The 17701-nt window shown below is 61.3% G+C and carries 20 protein-coding genes; 14 read left to right on the top strand and 6 right to left on the bottom strand.

What is annotated here, in order from left to right; translation table 11 throughout:
* Nucleotides 1-15 precede the first annotated feature (15 nt).
* The 8 genes from rplR to B7Y43_RS14950 all read left to right on the top strand — a co-directional run bounded on the left by rplR (nucleotide 16) and on the right by B7Y43_RS14950 (nucleotide 5204).
* Nucleotides 16-372, top strand: a complete 357-nt coding sequence (gene rplR, locus B7Y43_RS14985; RefSeq protein WP_374132476.1) for a 50S ribosomal protein L18 — start codon at nucleotides 16-18, stop codon at nucleotides 370-372.
* Nucleotides 373-374: 2 nt separating this feature from the next.
* Nucleotides 375-1100, top strand: a complete 726-nt coding sequence (gene rpsE, locus B7Y43_RS14980; RefSeq protein WP_374132474.1) for a 30S ribosomal protein S5 — start codon at nucleotides 375-377, stop codon at nucleotides 1098-1100.
* A gap of 5 nt (nucleotides 1101-1105) precedes the next feature.
* A complete protein-coding gene (gene rpmD, locus B7Y43_RS14975) occupies nucleotides 1106-1282 on the top strand; it encodes an uL30 family ribosomal protein (protein ID WP_374132473.1) in 177 nt (58 codons plus the stop codon).
* A 155-nt stretch (nucleotides 1283-1437) separates the two neighbouring features.
* Nucleotides 1438-1980: a 50S ribosomal protein L15 gene (gene rplO / locus B7Y43_RS14970; protein WP_374132472.1), complete on the top strand. Its 543-nt coding sequence runs from the start codon at nucleotides 1438-1440 to the stop codon at nucleotides 1978-1980.
* 108 nt (nucleotides 1981-2088) lie between these two features.
* The gene (gene secY / locus B7Y43_RS14965) at nucleotides 2089-3453 is read left to right on the top strand and encodes a preprotein translocase subunit SecY (protein WP_374132471.1); all 1365 of its coding nucleotides are present in this window, start codon (nucleotides 2089-2091) and stop codon (nucleotides 3451-3453) included.
* A 33-nt stretch (nucleotides 3454-3486) separates the two neighbouring features.
* Complete coding sequence (locus tag B7Y43_RS14960; RefSeq protein ID WP_374132470.1) at nucleotides 3487-4140, top strand: nucleoside monophosphate kinase; 654 nt, start codon at nucleotides 3487-3489, stop codon at nucleotides 4138-4140.
* Nucleotides 4141-4204: 64 nt separating this feature from the next.
* Nucleotides 4205-4636 carry a hypothetical protein gene (locus B7Y43_RS14955; protein WP_374132469.1) on the top strand — a complete coding sequence of 144 codons (432 nt, stop codon included), beginning with the start codon at nucleotides 4205-4207 and terminating at the stop codon, nucleotides 4634-4636.
* Between the two features lie 10 nt (nucleotides 4637-4646).
* Nucleotides 4647-5204, top strand: a complete 558-nt coding sequence (locus B7Y43_RS14950; protein ID WP_374132468.1) for an SRPBCC family protein — start codon at nucleotides 4647-4649, stop codon at nucleotides 5202-5204.
* A 10-nt stretch (nucleotides 5205-5214) separates the two neighbouring features.
* On the opposite strand, the gene B7Y43_RS14945 is transcribed toward B7Y43_RS14950, so the two are convergent.
* On the bottom strand, nucleotides 5215-5964 hold the full coding sequence (locus B7Y43_RS14945; RefSeq protein WP_374132467.1) for a hypothetical protein: 750 nt from the start codon (nucleotides 5962-5964) through the stop codon (nucleotides 5215-5217).
* Between the two features lie 362 nt (nucleotides 5965-6326).
* On the opposite strand from B7Y43_RS14945, the gene rpsM reads away from it, so the two are divergent.
* The 5 genes from rpsM (at nucleotide 6327) to B7Y43_RS14920 (ending at nucleotide 11231) form a co-directional block, all read left to right on the top strand.
* Nucleotides 6327-6695 carry a 30S ribosomal protein S13 gene (gene rpsM, locus B7Y43_RS14940; RefSeq protein ID WP_374127492.1) on the top strand — a complete coding sequence of 123 codons (369 nt, stop codon included), beginning with the start codon at nucleotides 6327-6329 and terminating at the stop codon, nucleotides 6693-6695.
* Nucleotides 6696-6780: 85 nt separating this feature from the next.
* Nucleotides 6781-7170: a 30S ribosomal protein S11 gene (rpsK, locus tag B7Y43_RS14935; protein WP_066652168.1), complete on the top strand. Its 390-nt coding sequence runs from the start codon at nucleotides 6781-6783 to the stop codon at nucleotides 7168-7170.
* Nucleotides 7171-7267: 97 nt separating this feature from the next.
* Nucleotides 7268-8332 (top strand): DNA-directed RNA polymerase subunit alpha, encoded by a 1065-nt coding sequence (locus tag B7Y43_RS14930; protein WP_374132466.1) that lies wholly within the window; start codon nucleotides 7268-7270, stop codon nucleotides 8330-8332.
* A 212-nt stretch (nucleotides 8333-8544) separates the two neighbouring features.
* Nucleotides 8545-8967 carry a bL17 family ribosomal protein gene (rplQ, locus tag B7Y43_RS14925; RefSeq protein ID WP_374132465.1) on the top strand — a complete coding sequence of 141 codons (423 nt, stop codon included), beginning with the start codon at nucleotides 8545-8547 and terminating at the stop codon, nucleotides 8965-8967.
* 113 nt (nucleotides 8968-9080) lie between these two features.
* Nucleotides 9081-11231 carry a prolyl oligopeptidase family protein gene (locus B7Y43_RS14920; RefSeq protein ID WP_374132464.1) on the top strand — a complete coding sequence of 717 codons (2151 nt, stop codon included), beginning with the start codon at nucleotides 9081-9083 and terminating at the stop codon, nucleotides 11229-11231.
* Between the two features lie 60 nt (nucleotides 11232-11291).
* On the opposite strand, the gene B7Y43_RS14915 is transcribed toward B7Y43_RS14920, so the two are convergent.
* From B7Y43_RS14915 to B7Y43_RS14905, 3 genes are all read right to left on the bottom strand, one after another.
* On the bottom strand, nucleotides 11292-11675 hold the full coding sequence (locus tag B7Y43_RS14915) for a DUF427 domain-containing protein (RefSeq protein ID WP_374132463.1): 384 nt from the start codon (nucleotides 11673-11675) through the stop codon (nucleotides 11292-11294).
* Between the two features lie 123 nt (nucleotides 11676-11798).
* Entirely contained in the window at nucleotides 11799-12590 is a 792-nt protein-coding gene (locus B7Y43_RS14910) for an SDR family oxidoreductase (protein WP_374132462.1), read from the bottom strand.
* 71 nt (nucleotides 12591-12661) lie between these two features.
* Nucleotides 12662-13648: an alpha/beta fold hydrolase gene (locus B7Y43_RS14905; RefSeq protein ID WP_374132461.1), complete on the bottom strand. Its 987-nt coding sequence runs from the start codon at nucleotides 13646-13648 to the stop codon at nucleotides 12662-12664.
* 305 nt (nucleotides 13649-13953) lie between these two features.
* Between B7Y43_RS14905 and B7Y43_RS14900 the strand changes: the two genes are divergently transcribed.
* Entirely contained in the window at nucleotides 13954-14859 is a 906-nt protein-coding gene (locus tag B7Y43_RS14900; protein WP_374132460.1) for a LysR family transcriptional regulator, read from the top strand.
* Between the two features lie 48 nt (nucleotides 14860-14907).
* On the opposite strand, the gene B7Y43_RS14895 is transcribed toward B7Y43_RS14900, so the two are convergent.
* Both B7Y43_RS14895 and B7Y43_RS14890 read right to left on the bottom strand, forming a co-directional pair.
* Nucleotides 14908-16002 carry a hypothetical protein gene (locus B7Y43_RS14895; RefSeq protein ID WP_374132459.1) on the bottom strand — a complete coding sequence of 365 codons (1095 nt, stop codon included), beginning with the start codon at nucleotides 16000-16002 and terminating at the stop codon, nucleotides 14908-14910.
* Nucleotides 16003-16010: 8 nt separating this feature from the next.
* On the bottom strand, nucleotides 16011-17498 hold the full coding sequence (locus B7Y43_RS14890; RefSeq protein ID WP_374132458.1) for a mechanosensitive ion channel family protein: 1488 nt from the start codon (nucleotides 17496-17498) through the stop codon (nucleotides 16011-16013).
* Nucleotides 17499-17701 lie beyond the last annotated feature (203 nt).

Here is a 17701-nt window from a genome sequence, read left to right as displayed (position 1 = left end):
AGGGAAGAAGAAGTAATGAGCAAGGGAATGTCTCTGTTCGAGAAGCGGCGTCGCCGCAACCGCACCGCGCTCCGCGCGCGGGGTTCGGGCCGTCCGCGTTTGTCGATCCATCGTTCGGGCAAGCACATCTATGCCCAGGTGATCGACGATGCCGCCGGCAAGACGATCGTTGCCGCATCGACGCTGGAAAAGGACGTGCGCGGCACGAACGGTTCCAACATCGAAGCAGCAACCAGCGTGGGCAAGCGCGTTGCCGAAGCGGCAGTGCAGGCAGGCGTCAAGCAGGTCGTCTTCGACCGTGGCGGCTTCCTGTATCATGGTCGCGTCAAGGCGTTGGCTGATGCCGCGCGCGAAGCCGGATTGGAGTTTTAAGAATGGCTGACGAAATCCAGATCCAGGCAGCGCCCGACGCTGGCGCTCCGGCTGGCGACAATCGTGGTGGCCCGCGTGGCGGGCGTGGCCCCGGTCGTGGCGGCCCCGGTGGCGGCGGCAACCGTGACGGCCGTGGCCGTGACAGCCGTGGCGGTCGCGATAATCGCGGCCGTGGTGGTCCCGGTGGCGATGACGGCGGCGAAGAGCTGATCGAAAAGCTGGTCCATATCAACCGCGTGTCGAAGACGGTGAAGGGCGGCAAGCGCTTTGGTTTTGCAGCCCTCGTCGTGGTCGGCGATGGCAAGGGCCGGGTTGGCTTTGGTCATGGCAAGGCGCGCGAAGTGCCGGAAGCCATCAGTAAGGCGACGGCAGCTGCCAAGAAGGCAATGGTTCGCGTGCCGCTGAAGGAAGGCCGCACACTGCATCATGATGGCAAGGGCCATTTCGGTGCAGGTCTTGTGACGGTTCGTTCGGCGCCACAGGGAACCGGCATCATTGCCGGCGGCCCGATGCGCGCCGTGTTCGAATCGCTGGGCGTGGCAGACGTGGTGACCAAGTCGGTCGGCACTTCCAACCCCTACAACATGATCCGGGCGACTTTTGAGGCGCTGGTTCACCAGACCAGCCCCAAGGCCGTTGCCCAGCGTCGCGGCAAGAAGATCGCCGATCTGCTCGGTCGCGGTGGGTCACAGACCGCCGAAGCCGATGCGCTCGCGGTCGTGGAGTAAGACAGATGGCAACCATCAAGATCACGCAGACCGGCTCGCCGATCCGCCGTACCAGCGACCAGCGCGCAACGCTGGTTGGCCTGGGCCTCAACAAGATGCACAAGACCGTCGAGCTGACTGACACGCCTGAAGTGCGTGGCATGATCCGTAAGGTGGCGCACATGCTGAGCGTCGAGGGCTAAAAGGCTGGAACCCCTCCCCTTCAGGGGAGGGGCAGGGGTGGGGGCTCTCCACTAGCGCCGCGCCTGTTGATAGCCCCCACCCCAACCCCTCCCCTGAAGGGGAGGGGCTTTAGAATTAGAAATAGCGCGAAATAAGCGAAAGCGAGTGCACGACCATGAAACTGAACGAACTCCGTGATAATGAAGGCGCCCGCAAGTCGCGGATGCGCGTTGGCCGTGGTATCGGTTCCGGCAAGGGCAAGACCGCTGGCCGTGGCCAGAAGGGCCAGAAGAGCCGTGAAGGCGTCAGCATCGCCGGCTTTGAAGGCGGCCAGATGCCGCTGCACATGCGGTTGCCAAAGCGCGGCTTCAACAACATTTTCGCCAAGGATTATGCCGAGGTGAATTTGGGCGCGATCCAGAAGATGATCGATGCCGGCAAGCTCGCGGCCGATGGTACGCTCGATCACGCAGCGCTCAAGGCCGCTGGCCTCGCACGTGGCGGCAAGGACGGCGTCCGCCTGCTCGCCAAGGGTGAGCTGACCACCAAGCTGAGCTTCACCGTCGCTGGCGCGTCAAAGGGCGCGATTGAAGCCGTGGAGAAGCTGGGTGGCACGGTCGATGTGATCCATGTCGTGCCCGCCAATGAAAAAGCCGCGGCCAAGAAGGGCGTTAAGTACAAAGAACGCCAGGCTCATAAGGCGTCTTTCAAGGCGTAACGCGTCGCTTCGGCGATCAGACGCTAGGCAAGCCCGCTTGCGTGACTATATGAGCGGCGGGGCGGTGAAAACGATCCCGCCGTTTATGTTTCCAGGACGATCAAACCGATGGCATCAGTAGCCGAGCAAATGGCCTCCAGCATCAGCTTTGCGAAATTTTCGCAAGCGACCGATCTCAAGAAGCGGCTGTGGTTCACGATCGTGGCGCTGCTGGTATTTCGTTTGCTCAGCTTCGTGCCGCTGCCGGGGATTGATCCGACCGCGCTTGGCCTGCTGTCGCAGCAGACCCAGGGCGGCGTGCTCGACCTTTTCAATTCGTTCACCGGCGGGTCGCTGGAACGCATGAGCCTGACCGCGCTTGGCGTGACGCCCTACATCACTGCATCGATCGTTGTGCAGCTCGCGACGTCGCTCTCGCCGACGCTGGCGGCGATCAAGAAGGACGGCGAAAGTGGCCGCAAGCGGCTGAACCAGTATACGCGCTACGGCACCGTTGGACTGACGATCGTGCAGGGCTATTTCATTGCGCTCGGCCTTGAATCCTTCGGCGCAAGCCAGGGTGTGGCTGCCGTCGTCGAGCCGGGCATCATGTTCCGCGTGGGCGCCGTGATCTCACTGGTCGGTGGAACGATGTTCCTGATGTGGCTGGGTGAGCAGATCACTAGCCGCGGGATCGGCAATGGTGTGTCGCTGATCATCATGGCCGGCATCGTCGCCAGCATGCCGACCACGCTTTATAATCTGTTTGAGGGCAGCCGGACCGGCTCGCTTGATCTCGTTCGACTGCTGGGCATCATCGCTGCAGTGGTATTTCTGGTGCTGTTCATCTGCTTTATGGAGCGCGCTCAACGCCGCATCCTGATCCAATATCCCAAGCGCCAGACGCAGCGCGGCATGCAGGCTGATCGCAGCCATTTGCCGCTGAAGATCAACACGGCCGGCGTTATCCCGCCGATCTTCGCCTCGTCGCTGTTGCTGATGCCGCTGACGATCACGCAATTCGCTGGCAATTATGTACAGGGCCAGAGCGGCTGGGGTGATTTCATCATCACGATGAACCAATATCTCCAGCATGGCTCGCCATTATATATGTCGCTGTATGGCGCGGGCATTATCTTCTTTTCGTTCTTCTATACCGCGGTCGTCTTCAATCCTGAGGAAACGGCTGACAATCTGAAGCGGCACGGTGGCTTCATTCCTGGCATCCGTCCGGGCAAGAATACCGAGCTTTATTTCGATTATGTGCTGACGCGGCTGACGGTGATTGGGGCTGGCTATCTGACGATCATCTGCCTGTTGCCGGAATATCTGGTTTCGGCGCTGTCGATTCCATTTTATCTGGGTGGAACGAGCTTGCTGATCGTCGTCAATGTGACGATGGATACGGTAACGCAGATCCAAAGCCACTTGCTTGCGCATCAATATGGCGATCTGATCAAGAAGGCCAAGCTGAAGGGCGGCCGACTCCGCTAAGAGAGTCGGCGCCGAACGAGGGGACCTGAGCATTTGAATATCATCCTGCTGGGGCCCCCGGGGGCGGGTAAGGGCACACAAGCGAGCCGATTGCAGGCAGAGCATGGCATGGTGCAGCTCTCGACCGGCGACATGCTGCGCGCGGCCGTCAAATCGGGCAGCCCGGCCGGGCTGAAGGCCAAAGCCGTGATGGAATCGGGCGGGCTGGTTTCCGATGATATCGTGTCGGCATTGATTGACGAAAAGCTTGGTACGCTCACTGCCGATGAAGGCGCGATTTTCGATGGCTATCCGCGCACCTCGACCCAGGCCGAATCGCTCGATGCGCTGCTCGCGGCACATGGCCGCACGCTGGATCACGTCATTGAGCTTGAGGTGAATGAGGACGCGCTGGTCGAGCGGATCGTTGGCCGATTCAGCTGCGCCAGCTGCGGCACCAATTATCACGACAAATTCAACCGGCCCAAGGTCGATGGCGTCTGCGATGTCTGCGGCGGCACCGAATTCAAGCGCCGCGCTGATGACAATGCCGAAACCGTCCGCACGCGTATGGCCGAATATCGCGCCAAGACGGCGCCGATCCTGCCGATCTACGAAGCGCGCGAGCTGGTTTCGCGGGTCGATGGGATGGCGGACATTGACCATGTCAGCGCCGCGATCGAATCGATCCTGAATCCAGGCGGCTGATTGCAAGCCGATTTTGCGACGAATGGCGTGACAGGCGCGTGCGGGCATGTGCATGTAGCGGCCCATGACGACTCGGGCGCAGTTACTTTCGGAAATGGACGCAATTGAAGCGACCGCCAAGCGTCTGGCGACGGTGGCAGAACGCACCGATGATCAGCGCAAGCAGGATCTGGCGGCGGCGCGGCGCGAGCTTGCGATGCGGATGATGACGGTCATGGCGATCGGCGAAGAGTATCCCCCGATCAGACAGAATGCGGCGGTTTATGCTGAACTGCGCCAGCGGTTGAGTGGATTGCGGGCCGTGATTGCTGACCATCAGGCACGCTGGTCCGCCGTGGCGATCGATAGCGATGACAAAGCCTATAGCGCGTCTTCGGCGGGCGTTCAGCAGGCTGGCCGGGATTTCATGCGCTGGGTCCGGCACCAGGTGGAGAGCCTGCCGCCATCCACTGACAATGACGACGGAAACGCTGCCAGCCGGGCCGTCGCGAGCTGAGGGAAACGACATGCGGGAGCGATCACTATTCTGGGCGATGATGTTGGCGATGACGTCGCTGCCGGCCAGTGCAGAGGTCGTGCAAATGTCGGCCACGGGGTTCGAAACGACTCAGAGCATTACGATCGACAAGCCGATAAATCAGGTCTGGCCCGTCCTGCGCAATCCGCAAAAATGGTGGAGCAAGGAACACACCTATTCGGATGACAGCGCCAATCTCTATCTCGATGGCCAAGCCTTGGGGTGTTTTTGCGAGCGGCTGGCCGATGGCGGGAGCATTGCCCATGCGCAAATTCTCTATATCCAGCCGCCGCGGATGATCCGAATGACTGGCGGGCTCGGCCCGCTCCAGGCCGAAGCCGTGACGGGGACGCTGACCTGGGCGCTGGCACGCGAAGGCGACAGCGCGACGCGGGTGACGTTCACCTATATTGTTGCGGGCACTATCCGGGGGGGCGCGGAAGCGATTGCGCCAAAGGTGGATGAAGTGTTGGCCGTACAGCTGCTTGGCCTGAAATCTGCCGCTGAATCGGCACCGCCGCCGCCGAAGCCGCCAACCACGCGCTGATCCAACTGATTCAGGTCGTGCTTTGCGTGGCCTTTGCCGCCGCGCGTGCCCGTCCCGGCAAGGTGCGCAGAAAATAGCCAATAATACCAACGCCGACGACCGTCGGCAGCACCCAGATGATTGGGTTGAAGGCATGTTCGGGGAACAACTCGATCAGCCCGACTGAAAGGAACGCAGTGTAAGCGGCGATGCCGGTCGCGACCATCGCCTTCAGATGTTCGGGGATGTAATCGCGCGCGCCGGGGGCAGGCTTGAACATATACCATAAATAGGTGGCGGTGGTGCCAAAGCCGATGATCGACACGCCGATCATCAGCGGCTGGTTCAGCATGATGCCCTGCACGAAACAATTGGTGCCGGTCGCGAGCACCGCAAGTTGCAGCGCTATCATCGACCAGTGGCGGTTGGCGGCGTGGTTGCGCTTGTTGGCGACCATCTGCAGTCCATAGCGGGTCATGCTCATCGTCAGCAGCGCCAGATAGATCATCATCCAGCCAAATAGACCGCGGTAGAGCGTTTCGTCGGTCAATTGCGGGTGCATCGCCAGCGGCCAGCGCAGCGACAACAGGCCCATCCCCAATGCCATGAAGCTGGCGGCATAGATGGATGTCGTGAAAGCCTTACCCCAGCGGCGGTGCGCCGGGCCGCCCTTGCGGGTCAGCACCGATCCCCAGCAGCTGGTGAGCGCAACCGCGCCGGCGATGACGTGAACGACGAGAATGATGTTGAACAGCCAGGGCATCGGTTGGCGGCGCCTCATATTTGCACGGCAACCAGCATGTTTTAGGGCGGCAACGCGCGCAAGGGTGATTATTTTTGGCGCGGCCATTTGCTGCGTGAGACTGCAGAAGGGCTGACCGCCAGTGCTGTACCGGCTTTGCAGGGGGCGATGCCGATTTGCTGATTGCAGCGGCACCCCGTGTGAGGTATTTTAGCTTTCCGCGTTGCACTGCACCACACCGCTTGACAGCTTGTGCGCTGCGGCCTAAGCGCGTGCTCTTCCGAACCACCGGTTGCCGGCGGCGCTTTCGCGCTCGCCGGTATCGTGCGTTAGGAAATCAACGCGATGAGATGGGGCCGGTGCAGCCATGCCAGGCCCTGTGGAGCAGGAGAAACACTTTCATGGCACGTATTGCGGGCGTCAACATCCCGACGAACAAGCGCGTTGTTATCGCGCTCACTTATATTCACGGCATTGGTAACACCAAGGCCAAGGAAATCACCACCAAGCTGGGCATTGCGCCTGAGCGTCGCGTGCAGGACCTGAGCGATCAGGAAGTGCTCCAGATCCGCGAGACGATCGATGCCGATCACACTGTTGAGGGCGATCTTCGCCGCGAAGTGTCGATCAACATCAAGCGTCTGATGGATCTCGCCTGCTATCGCGGGCTGCGCCATCGCAAGGGCCTGCCGGTTCGTGGTCAGCGCACGCATACCAATGCGCGCACCCGCAAGGGTAAGGCCAAGCCGATCGCCGGCAAGAAGAAGTAAGCGCGGGGCGCTTACTTCTCCGCCGGAGGCAGGCATGAAGCCGACAGCCTCCCGGTCTCAGCATCAGGGTTAGGATTTTTCTACTATGGCACGCGAACCTCAGCGCATTCGTCGGCGCGAGCGCAAGAACATCACCAGCGGCGTCGCGCATGTGAACGCCAGCTTTAATAACACGATGATCACGATCACCGATGCCCAGGGCAACGCGATTTCGTGGTCGTCGGCGGGCATGATGGGTTTTAAGGGGTCGCGTAAATCGACGCCTTATGCCGCTCAGGTCGCCGCCGAAGACGCTGGCCGCAAGGCTGCCGAACACGGCGTGCGCACGCTTGAAGTGGAAGTGAAGGGTCCGGGTTCGGGCCGCGAATCGGCGCTGCGTGCGCTGCAAGCGGTTGGCTTCCAGATCACTTCGATCCGCGACGTGACGTCGATCCCGCATAACGGCGTTCGCCCTTCCAAGCGTCGTCGCGTCTGATTCCGGCTTGTTCGCGCGCGATTAAACCGCTGGCGCGAACAGGTCTCCCACCGGCCGGAGCACGCCCCCGCTCCCGCCCAAAACCAAGGGGAAGCCCGTGTCCGTGAATGCAAAGAACTGGCAGGAACTGAAGAAGCCGAGCAGCCTTGAGCGCAAGCCCGGCGGTGATACCAAGCGCAAGGCGACCTTCATCGCCGAGCCGCTCGAGCGTGGCTTTGGCCTGACGCTCGGCAATGCGCTGCGCCGCGTTTTGCTCTCGTCGCTGCAAGGTGCTGCGGTTACGTCGATCAAGATCGAAAACGTGCTGCACGAATTCTCGTCGCTGGCCGGTGTGCGTGAAGACGTCACCGACATCGTCCTGAACGTGAAGCAGATCGCGCTGCGCATGCAGGGCGAAGGCCCCAAGCGGCTTCAGCTTTCGGCAACCGGCCCCGGCCAGGTGACCGCGGGCGACATCGCGGTTTCGGGCGACATCGAAGTGCTCAACCCCAATCTGGTGATCTGTCACCTGGACGACGGCGCGACGCTGAACATGGAACTGACGGCTGATGTCGGTAAGGGATATGTCCCCGCCATCGCCAACCGCCCGGCCGACGCGCCGATCGGCCTGATCCCGGTCGATGCGCTGTATTCGCCGGTGCGTCAGGTTTCGTACAAGGTCGAGAACACCCGCGTTGGGCAGGAACTCGATTATGACAAGCTGACGCTGACGGTCGAGACTGACGGCACGGTGACCCCGGACGACGCGGTCGCCTATGCCGGTCGTATCTTGCAGGACCAGCTCGCGCTGTTCGTGCACTTCGATGAATCGGCGATGGTCCGTTCGGCACCGATCGGCGTTGCAGCCCCGGCAACCGGTGGCGAAGTCGCTGGCGACGCGCAGCAGATCAACCGGTATCTGCTCAAGAAGGTCGACGAGCTCGAACTGTCGGTCCGCTCGGCCAATTGCCTGAAGAACGACAACATCATCTATATCGGCGATCTGGTGCAGAAGACCGAAGCCGAGATGCTGCGCACGCCAAACTTCGGCCGCAAGTCTTTGAACGAGATCAAGGAAGTGCTGTCGTCGATGGGGCTTCGACTGGGCATGGAAATCCCCGGCTGGCCGCCTGAGAACATCGAAGAAATGGCCAAGAAGCTTGAGCAGGAAATTATGGGCTGAGCTTGGCGTCCGGGATTAGCACAGCTAATCCCGGGTCCATCGCCAAGCCCGGTCGGTCTCGCGCTGCGAGGACCGACGACGCAGCTTTGCTGGGTCGGGTGAATAAGCGGGACCCCGGGTCAACCCCGGGGTGACGGTAATTTGGTTGGCTCTCCGTCCCAACCTGGTCTGGGGTACCTAATCCGGCCCCCTAACGAACGAAGGAATGAATCATGCGCCATCGCGTAGGCGGTCGTAAACTTTCGCGGACTTCGGCCCACCGCACAGCCCTGTTCCGTAACCAGTCGGCAGCGCTCATCAAGCACGAGCAGATCGTTACCACCGTCGCCAAGGCGAAGGAACTGCGCCCGTATGTCGAAAAGCTGATCACGCTCGCCAAGAAGGGTGGCCTGTCCAACCGGCGCCTGGCGCATGCGCGCATCCTGGACGACGCGCAGCTGGTCAAGCTGTTCGACGTGCTCGCTGCCCGCTATGCCGACCGCAATGGTGGCTATACCCGCATCATCAAGATGGGCCCGCGCGGCTCCGATGCCGCGCCGATGGCGATTATCGAATTCGTTGATCGTGATGTGTCGGCCAAGGGCCAGGATTCGGGCCCGGTGATGGGCGAGGAAGATTACGCCGACGCCGCTTGAGCGCCGGTATAGCCCTAGTCGCCCGACATTGGTGTCGGCTGGGTCAAAGGGTTGAGAAAGGGGTCGTGCCTGATAAAGGTGCGGCTCCTTTTTTATGCTCGGAGCCTGTCCTGATGCGTCGCACGCTATTGCTGATCCTGCTTGCCATGCCATTGCCGCTTCATGCTGAGCCCGCGCCGGAGACAAGCACGCAGATGACCGCCTCCATCACCTATCCCACCACCCGCCGCGTCGATCAGGTTGACGAGCAATTTGGCGTCAAAGTTGCCGATCCCTATCGCTGGCTGGAGAATGATGTTCGTACCGATAGCGAGGTGAAGGCGTGGGTCGACGCCCAAGTGACGACGACCAATGCCTATCTGGAAAACCTCCCCGGCCGCGACGTGTTCAAGGCGCGCATGAAAGAGCTCTATAACTATGAGCGCTTCGGCTTGCCGGTGAAGAAGGGTGGCAAGTATTTCTATAGCCGTAATTCGGGCCTGCAGAACCAGTCGGTCCTGTACGTCCGCGATACGCTGGCGGGAGAGGGTCGCGTGGTGATCGACCCCAATGGCTGGTCGAAGGATGGGGCGACGGCGCTGGCCGAATGGGTGCCATCGGAAGATGGCAGCAAAGTCCTGTACGGCGTGCAGGATGGCGGCACCGATTGGCGCACGCTGAAGGTGCTCAATGTCGCCACTGGTCAATTGTTGAGCGACACGATCGAATGGGTGAAATTCTCTGGCCTCAGCTGGGCGAAGGATGGATCGGGGTTCTTTTATTCGGCGTTCCCGGCCCCAGCCGAAGGGGCGAAGTTCCAGGCGCTGAACGAAAACCAGAAGGTCTTTTTTCACAAACTCGGCACGCCGCAATCGGCCGATCGGCTGATCTATGCCACGCCGGACAAACCCCGCCAGGGCCATATTGCACAGCTGACCGATGATGGTCGCTGGCTCGTTATTGCCACCACCCAAGGCACCGATCGCCGTTACGAGGTGCATGTGATCGACCAGACCCAGCCCGGCGCGGCACCGCAAATGGTGTTCGCGGGGCTCGAATATGAGTGGCAGTTGGCCGGCAATGCAGGGGCCACGCTGTTCTGGAAGACCAACAGCGGCGCGCCCAAGCTGCGCATCGTCGCGACCGATCTGGCAAAGGCGGGCGAGCTGCCAGCGATCCGTGAAATCGTGCCCGAGGATAAGGCGGTGCTCGAAAGCGCCACCATCATCGGCGGCAATCTGGTCGCCGAATATCTGGTCGATGTGAAAAGCGAAGTCCGGCTGTACACGCTGGATGGCAAGAAGCGCGGGACCCTGCCCCTGCCCGGAATCGGCTCGGTGGGCGGCTTTGGCGGCGATCAGCTCGATACCGAAACCTTTTTCGCGTTCACCAGCTTCGCTACGCCGACGACGATTTATCATTACGACGCGAAGGCGAACACCGCGACCCCCTGGGCCGCGCCGAAGGTTGCCTTCAATCCAGCAGATTATGTCGTCGAGCAGAAATTCTACGCGTCGAAGGATGGCACCAAAGTGCCGATGTTCGTTGTCCACAAAAAGGCATTGCCCAAGGGCCCGGCACCGACGTTGCTTTACGCTTATGGCGGGTTCAACATTTCGAGCGCACCGGGCTTTTCCGCAACGCGGCTCGCCTGGATGGAGCAGGGCGGGGTGCTCGTCGTCGCCAATATTCGCGGCGGTGGCGAATATGGCAGTGCCTGGCATGATGGCGGGCGGCTGGAGAACAAGCAGAACGTGTTCGATGATTTCATCGCGGCGGGCGAATATCTGATCGCGAAGGGCATCACAACAAAGGACAAATTGACGATCCAGGGCGGGTCCAACGGCGGTCTGCTGGTCGGTGCCGTTGTCAACCAGCGGCCTGATCTGTTCGCGGCGGCATTGCCGGCGGTGGGCGTGATGGACATGCTGCGCTTCGACCGGTTCACCGCCGGGCGCTATTGGGTCGATGATTATGGCTATCCGTCGAAAGAGGCGGATTTCAAGGTGCTGCTTGCCTATTCGCCCTATCACAATGTCAAATCAGGCGTCGCTTATCCCGCGATCCTGGCGACCACGGCGGATACCGATGATCGCGTCGTGCCCGGCCACACCTTCAAATATGCCGCTGCCATCCAGCATGCCGATATTGGCCCCAAGCCGCATTTGGTTCGCATTGAAACACGCGCTGGGCACGGCAGTGGTAAGCCGACTGACAAGGTGATCGAGGAGGCGGCTGACTTGTGGGCCTTCGCCGCAAAATGGACCGGGATGACGGTCAAATAACCTGGCGTCGCCGTCGCTCCGGCTGATTGAGTCGGGCGGCGGCGACCGCTTGATGCTCGGTTATCCAATTGGGTCTTCGCCACCGACCGTGATGATCGCCCGATCCTGATAAAAGGCAATATAGCCCGCCAGGGCAGCCACCTGAACAAAGGGATCCGCATAGGCCCAGGCGATCGGTAGCTCGGGCGCGGTGCTGGCCGCAAGATAACGGGCAATGCCCTTGAACGGGCAGAACGTTGTTCGCTGGTCGATGGCAACCAGCCGGTCGAAATCAACATCCACGGGCGGAAAATAGAAAACCAGCCCATGGCCTTGCTCATCGACAACAATCGTTCTGTTGCTCGACGCCACGGTCTGGTCGCCGACTTGCACCGTCACTCGATTGCGGCGCGGGAGCAGATCGACCCGGTAATCGGGGCGTTCAACAAATCCTGAAACAAGCATCTTCATTCTCCTGAGCGGGGCAGGGCTAGACCGATTTCGTGTCGCCGCCATCCACCCCACGGGCTGGGCAACGGATCACGTCGGTGGGTGGTCATGTCACAATCCCTTCAGAGAACGGGCCGTTCAGGCAGCGGCCCGCTTGCCCTTGAAGAGCAGGGTCATGAAGGCGAGATCGAAGCCGCGCGGCAGGATGGGGGCGGTGCCCATCACGATGGCGGCGACTGGTCCAATGATGACCGAACGGCGGCGGCGGCGCACCGCGCTCATCACCGCGCGGGCGACGGTCTTCGGGCCCACGGTCGGGAAAAGCTTGTGCACCAAGGTGGTTTTCAAGTCCGCCTTGCCCGCCGTGCCGAAGCTGGTGCGGACGGCCGGTGGATGGATCGCGGAGACCGAGACACCGTAGGCGCGGAGCTCGCTGAACATCGCGATGCTGAGGTTGGTCACAAAGGCTTTCGATGCCGCATAGGCAGCAAAATACGGCGTCGGACGGGTCGCAACGGCGGCGGACAGGTTGACGATCGACCCGCTCTTGCGCGCTTTCATCCCGCGGGCCGCCCAATGGCTGAGCCGGGCAAGCGCGTTGATGTTGAGCCGCAGCATGACATCGATCTTCGCCCAATCGGCATCGGCAAATGCGCCTGATGCGCCGTGCCCGGCATTGTTGACCAGCACCTCCGGCACATAGCCCTGTGCATCCAGAGCAGCGATAAAGGCGTTGAGCGCTTGCGGATCAGCGAGATCGACAGCGACGATTTGCGGGCGGATTGCGCCGGGCAGGCCGTTGGCGGCGGCCTGCAGCTTGGCGGCATCACGCGCGACCATCAGCACAGCAGCACCCGATGCGACGGCAAGCCGCGCGGTTTCCAGGCCAATGCCTTCGCTGGCGCCGGTGATGAGATAGGTCTTGGTCATTGGGGGAGTCCCTGAGAAAGCGGGTTGGGTGCCCGGGCGTCGAGGGGGCGACGCCCGGGCGGGGGACAGAGTCACTTTGTCGCGAATTCGGCCTTGATCTCAGCCGCAACGGTGGCGGCGTTTTCATCGAGGACGAAGTGGCCGGCATCGAGCCAGACCAGCTTTGCCTTGGGCAGATCCCGCAGGAAGGCAGTCGCGCCGGCTTCGATGAAGAAGGGATCATGCTTGCCCCACAGGATCAGCGTCTTGGGGCTATGCTGGCGGAAGGCCGCATGCCAGCTGTCGTACAGCGCGACATTGGTCTTGTAGTTTTCCAGCAGGTTGAGCTGATAGGCATCGGTGCCGGGGCGATCGAGCAAAGCTTGGTCGTGCGTCCAGTTATCGGGGCTGATCGCGTCGGGGTTCTTCGCGCCAACGGTATATTGGAACTGCGTGGTGCCGGCCTGGAGGAAGCTGCGCGCGCCCTCTTCGGATTTGGCATCGCGGTGCGCCCATAGCGGCAGGAACACCAGCTTTGGCGGATCGCCGACGCCCTCCATATAGGCGTTGGTGTTCTGGATCACGAAACCCTTCACCGCGTCCGGGCGCTGGGTGAAGATGCGGAAACCCACCGGGCCGCCATAATCCTGCATATACAAGACGTAGGACTTCAGGCCGAGCTGATCGATCAGGCCAGTCACATGGGTGGTGAGATTGTCGAACGAATAGTCAAACTCGGTCGCCGAGGGCGCATCGGATTGGCCAAAGCCGATATAATCAGGCGCGATCACATGGAATTTGCCCGCCAATTGCGGGATCAGATCGCGGAACATGAAGCTGCTGGTCGGGAAGCCGTGCAGCAGGATGATCGTCGGCAGGCTTGGGTCACCGGCTTCGCGGTAGAAGACCTTGCGGCCGTTGACGGTGGCATAATGATAGGTGGTCTGGGTCATTGAAACAGCCTTTTTGCTGGCCGCTACCGGGGCGGCGGCGTGGGTGGAGGTGGGGGGTGTCAGGGTGGTTGCGATCAGCACGGCGGCGATCGAAACGGCATGGAAAAGGGGCAGTCGAGTGGTCATCACAAACGTCCTTGGGGTCAGGGTGCAGAGGGGCGACGGCGCCACCGCGAATGGGTGGCGCCTGGTGCAATTGGCTGGGTGACTGGGAACGGGCAGGATCACGACGCTTTGGGCTGGTCAGCCCGATGTCATGCGTGCCCGTCGGCAATCGCCGCGATGGTCAGGGAAGGGGGAAGGCAATCCTTTCAGCAGCAGGCCTTTCAGCAACAGGCCTGATTGGCCGGTGACGCTGAATTAGTAACTTCCATTGATCGCCAGCAGACGTTATTTTTGAGACGTTGACTTCCACAAAATGGAATATCCGAATGGATCGTTTCGATGCGCTGCGCACTCTATTGGCTGCAGTCGATGGCGGCAGCTTATCCGCCGCTTCCCGGCGACTGGGCATGCCGTTGCCCACCGTCAGCCGCAAGATTTCGGAGCTGGAGGCCCATCTCGGCACGCAATTGCTGATCAGGACCAGCCGCAAGCTCGTGCTGACAGAGGCTGGTCAAGGGTTTGTGCCCGCCGCGCGGCGCGTGCTGGGGGAGCTGGAAGAGGCCGAGCGGGCTGCGGCAGGCGAATATCGCACCCCAAGCGGAGAGTTGCTGGTCACGGCATCGCTGCGCTTTGGCAAGGCCTATCTGACCCCGGTGGTGTTGGCCTTTCTGGCCGAATATCCGCAAGTGAATGTGCGAGTGATCGCAGCAGATTATGTCGTCGATTTGATCGAGAACCATGTCGATGTCGCGGTACGGGTCGGTCGCCTGCCCGATAGTGGCCTGGTCGCCCGGCGGATTGGAGAAACGGGTTGGGTGGTGTGCGCGAGCCCGGCTTATCTTGAACAGCGCGGCACCCCGCAAACGCCTGAGGACCTTGCCGCCCATGATTGTATTGCGTTCGAAGGATTGCAGCCCGCGCGCCATTGGCCCTTCGGGGTGGGGGCCGATGCCCGCACCATCGCCATCAAGCCGCGCTTCGCGGGGAATACTGCCGATGCCGTGATCGCGGCTGCCGTCGCGGATATGGGGGTCGTCCGGTTATTATCCTATCAGGCGGCAGAGGCGATCAGTCACGGGCAGTTGATTCCGCTGCTGGCCGACCAGTCACCCGATCCGATGCCCGTCCATCTCGTCCATCCCCCGGCTCAGCTGGTGCCGCTCAAATTGCGGGCGTTCCTGGATTTTGTCGCGCCGCGCCTGAAGACAGCTCTTCGCGACCTGGGCGGGTGATGGCCGAAGGCACCGCCCGCGCGGCGGTCAAACTGCGCTTTGCCGCCGTTACTTGCCGACGGTAAAGGCAATGGGCGCGGTGGTGGATGGCGGGGCGGAGTGCAACGCGATGACCTGGGTCAGTAATTCAAAGGTCGACTTAGTCTCTAGATCATTATCGGCGATGTAGAACCACGCGCCGCGATAGTGGACCATCGTGGTCGCTCCCACCGGCTCCCGGTCGGATACCTGGACGCGGAACACGCCACCCAACATTTCCTGCCAATCGAACGGGCTGCCATCTGCCCGCGTGGTGCGGCGCACCAGCCCGGCATCGAGATCACGCCCCGGTACTTCCACCCCGGTCGCCAGGAAATGCAGCGCCGCCATTACTGGGCGCGTGGTGATGACCAGCGATTTGGTATCCGGCGCATCGCCTGCCAGAATGATGCGGATGCGATCGGCGGACGGATCGATCCCGGTCAGTGACTTGAATTTCAGCGCCTCTTCACTCGCAGCCGATCCGCGCGTGAAGCGTAGTTCGATGCTCGGCTTTTCGCCTGGGATGCGGACCAGATCGAGCCGATTGTCGCGTTGCAGCGCGCGCAGCAATTTGGCGGCATCGGCAAATTCGCGAAATTCCGGCTCGCGCGACGGGGCGGGGCCAGACGCGGTCGGCGCGTTCTTCAGCCCATTCATCTCGATCACCCCGATCGAAAATGCCCGGTCGATCGACCAGCCGGACCGCACCAACAAGAACAGAATCTCGGGGTTGATCGGTGTCATCATCTGCCGAACGAACTTCTCGCCCTCCAGCGGCGCGTAGAAGATCGTTGGCTTTTCGTTCAGCGCGATCGTGCCTGGCCCAAAGCCGAAGACGCGGCCGATTGTATCCTTGGCGGCGGTGCTTGATGTCTGGCTGTAACTGCCGCTGCTGCCGATCGACATGTTCATTTCGAGCGACGCGGCGATCCGCTCCACACTCGTGAAGTAAGTGGTGTCGCGGTACCGGATCCGCACCAGATTCAGCAGCAGTTCCTGGTCATTGGTCTGGGCGATCGCCTGATTATAAAGCGGCCGGGTGGCGATAAGCGCGCGCGGCCCCGCATAGGCGCAGCCGCTGAGCAGTACCGCGGCGGCCAGAAGCGACCCGAGGGATTTCATTCGGCCAATCATCTTGAACCAATCTGCGCGAGTTCGGGTTTGGGCAGTTTGCGCGCCAGGAAGCGGGTCATCCCCGCCAGGATCTTGCCGGCCATCGAGATGCGCTCTGCTTCGATCTGTTCAGGGGGCCTGCTCGACCGGGCCTTGTCCGACGAAAGGCGACGTTCGGCGGCGGCCATGCTCAACGTTTCGGCGGCCGACGGGCAGGTGTCGAGCAGATGTTCGATATCGGTCTTGTCGATTTCATAGGCGATGGTGTCGGTCACCGCGACGATGGTCGCGCTGCGCGGTTCGCCGGTGAGCAAAGACATTTCGCCGAAGAAATCGCCGGGCGAAAATGCGGCGACATCCAGCTCACTGTCGCCTTGCGGGATTCGGACCGATACCAGCCCTTCGCTCATCACGAACATCGACTGGCCAGGGTCGCCTGCCGTGATCAGCCGCTCGCCTGCGACAAAATTCCGGCGGGCGATCCGGTCCGCCAGCTGGTGGAGTGTTGCGGAATCGATATCCGCAAAGAGCTGGACCTGATTGAGCAGACGGAACCGGCTGCCCGGCACTTCGGCAAAGCGACCATAATCCTGCGGCTCGGCGGTCCAGTTGTCGATTTTTGGATGCGCGAGCGCCAGGCCCGTGGTCGACAAATGGCGCAGCAAGTGCCCGAGGATGAGATGCTTCGCCTTGCCCGGTGCCAGCTTGGCCGGATCGAGCATATATTTGATCTTGTAATTGATACCGTTGCCGGTTGCCTCGGATATCCGCGCTTTCACGTCCCAGATGGCGTCATTTTCCCGTGCGGCCGCCTGGATCACCGATGACAGCACGCGGAGCGCGCGATCAGTGCTCACTTCGAAATCGAGCGACACGACCATTTCGAATTCGCCCATCCGATCGGGCTTCGAATAATTGAGGACGATCGATTCACTCATCACCGTGTTGGGGATGACCATCATCGAATTTTCGGGCGTGAGGATATAGGTGCTGCGCCAGTTAATCTCGGTCACCCGGCCCTGAATGCGGGTCGTGGTGCCACGGCTGAGGATCTGGACGAAATCGTTGATGCCAAAACCGCTGTCGAGGTTGAGCGCGATGCCGGAAAATGTGTCCGAGATCAGGCTTTTCACTGCAAAGCCGATCACCAGACCGATGACGCTCGACGTGGCAATCGCGCCGGTGAGGGGGATGTTGAACAGCGTTGCCGCCATTGCCAGTCCCATGGTGCAATAGATCAGCACATTGGTAATCTGGATCAACAAGCGCGGTGTTTTGCGGCCACTGGACCGGCCGAGCTGGTTCCAGAACAGCATTTCGGTCAACCGGCAGATGATGATCGCACCGGCGATCCACCCGATGATCGCAAAGCTGAGATAGATGGCGCGCGCTGACACACCCGTCAGCGCGCCGAGCATGTCAGCGACCAGCAGCTGAATGGCGCAAAGCGTGACGAGGAGAATGCCGACGGGTATTCCCAACGATCGGATCGCTGATCTGATCATGTGCCCTTCCAAAAATTCATTCCCCCCGAGCGATTGTTACATCTTCGTGACTCTATCGTTTGACAAGCGTTTTTTGGCGCTTTGCCTGCCGCATTGGGACGCATATCGGCCGGATTTTTCGCCTCCAATCTCGCGGCAATGTGCCCCCAAAGCCTAGCTTGTTGTGAACGAACGAAATTTTCCGTGCCGTTCGTGCGGACTGG

This window comes from Sphingomonas sp. 28-62-20 (genome assembly GCF_002281505.1).
The sequence above is the reverse complement of the archived record's forward strand: the minus strand, read 5'-3'. Positions and strand labels throughout refer to the sequence as shown.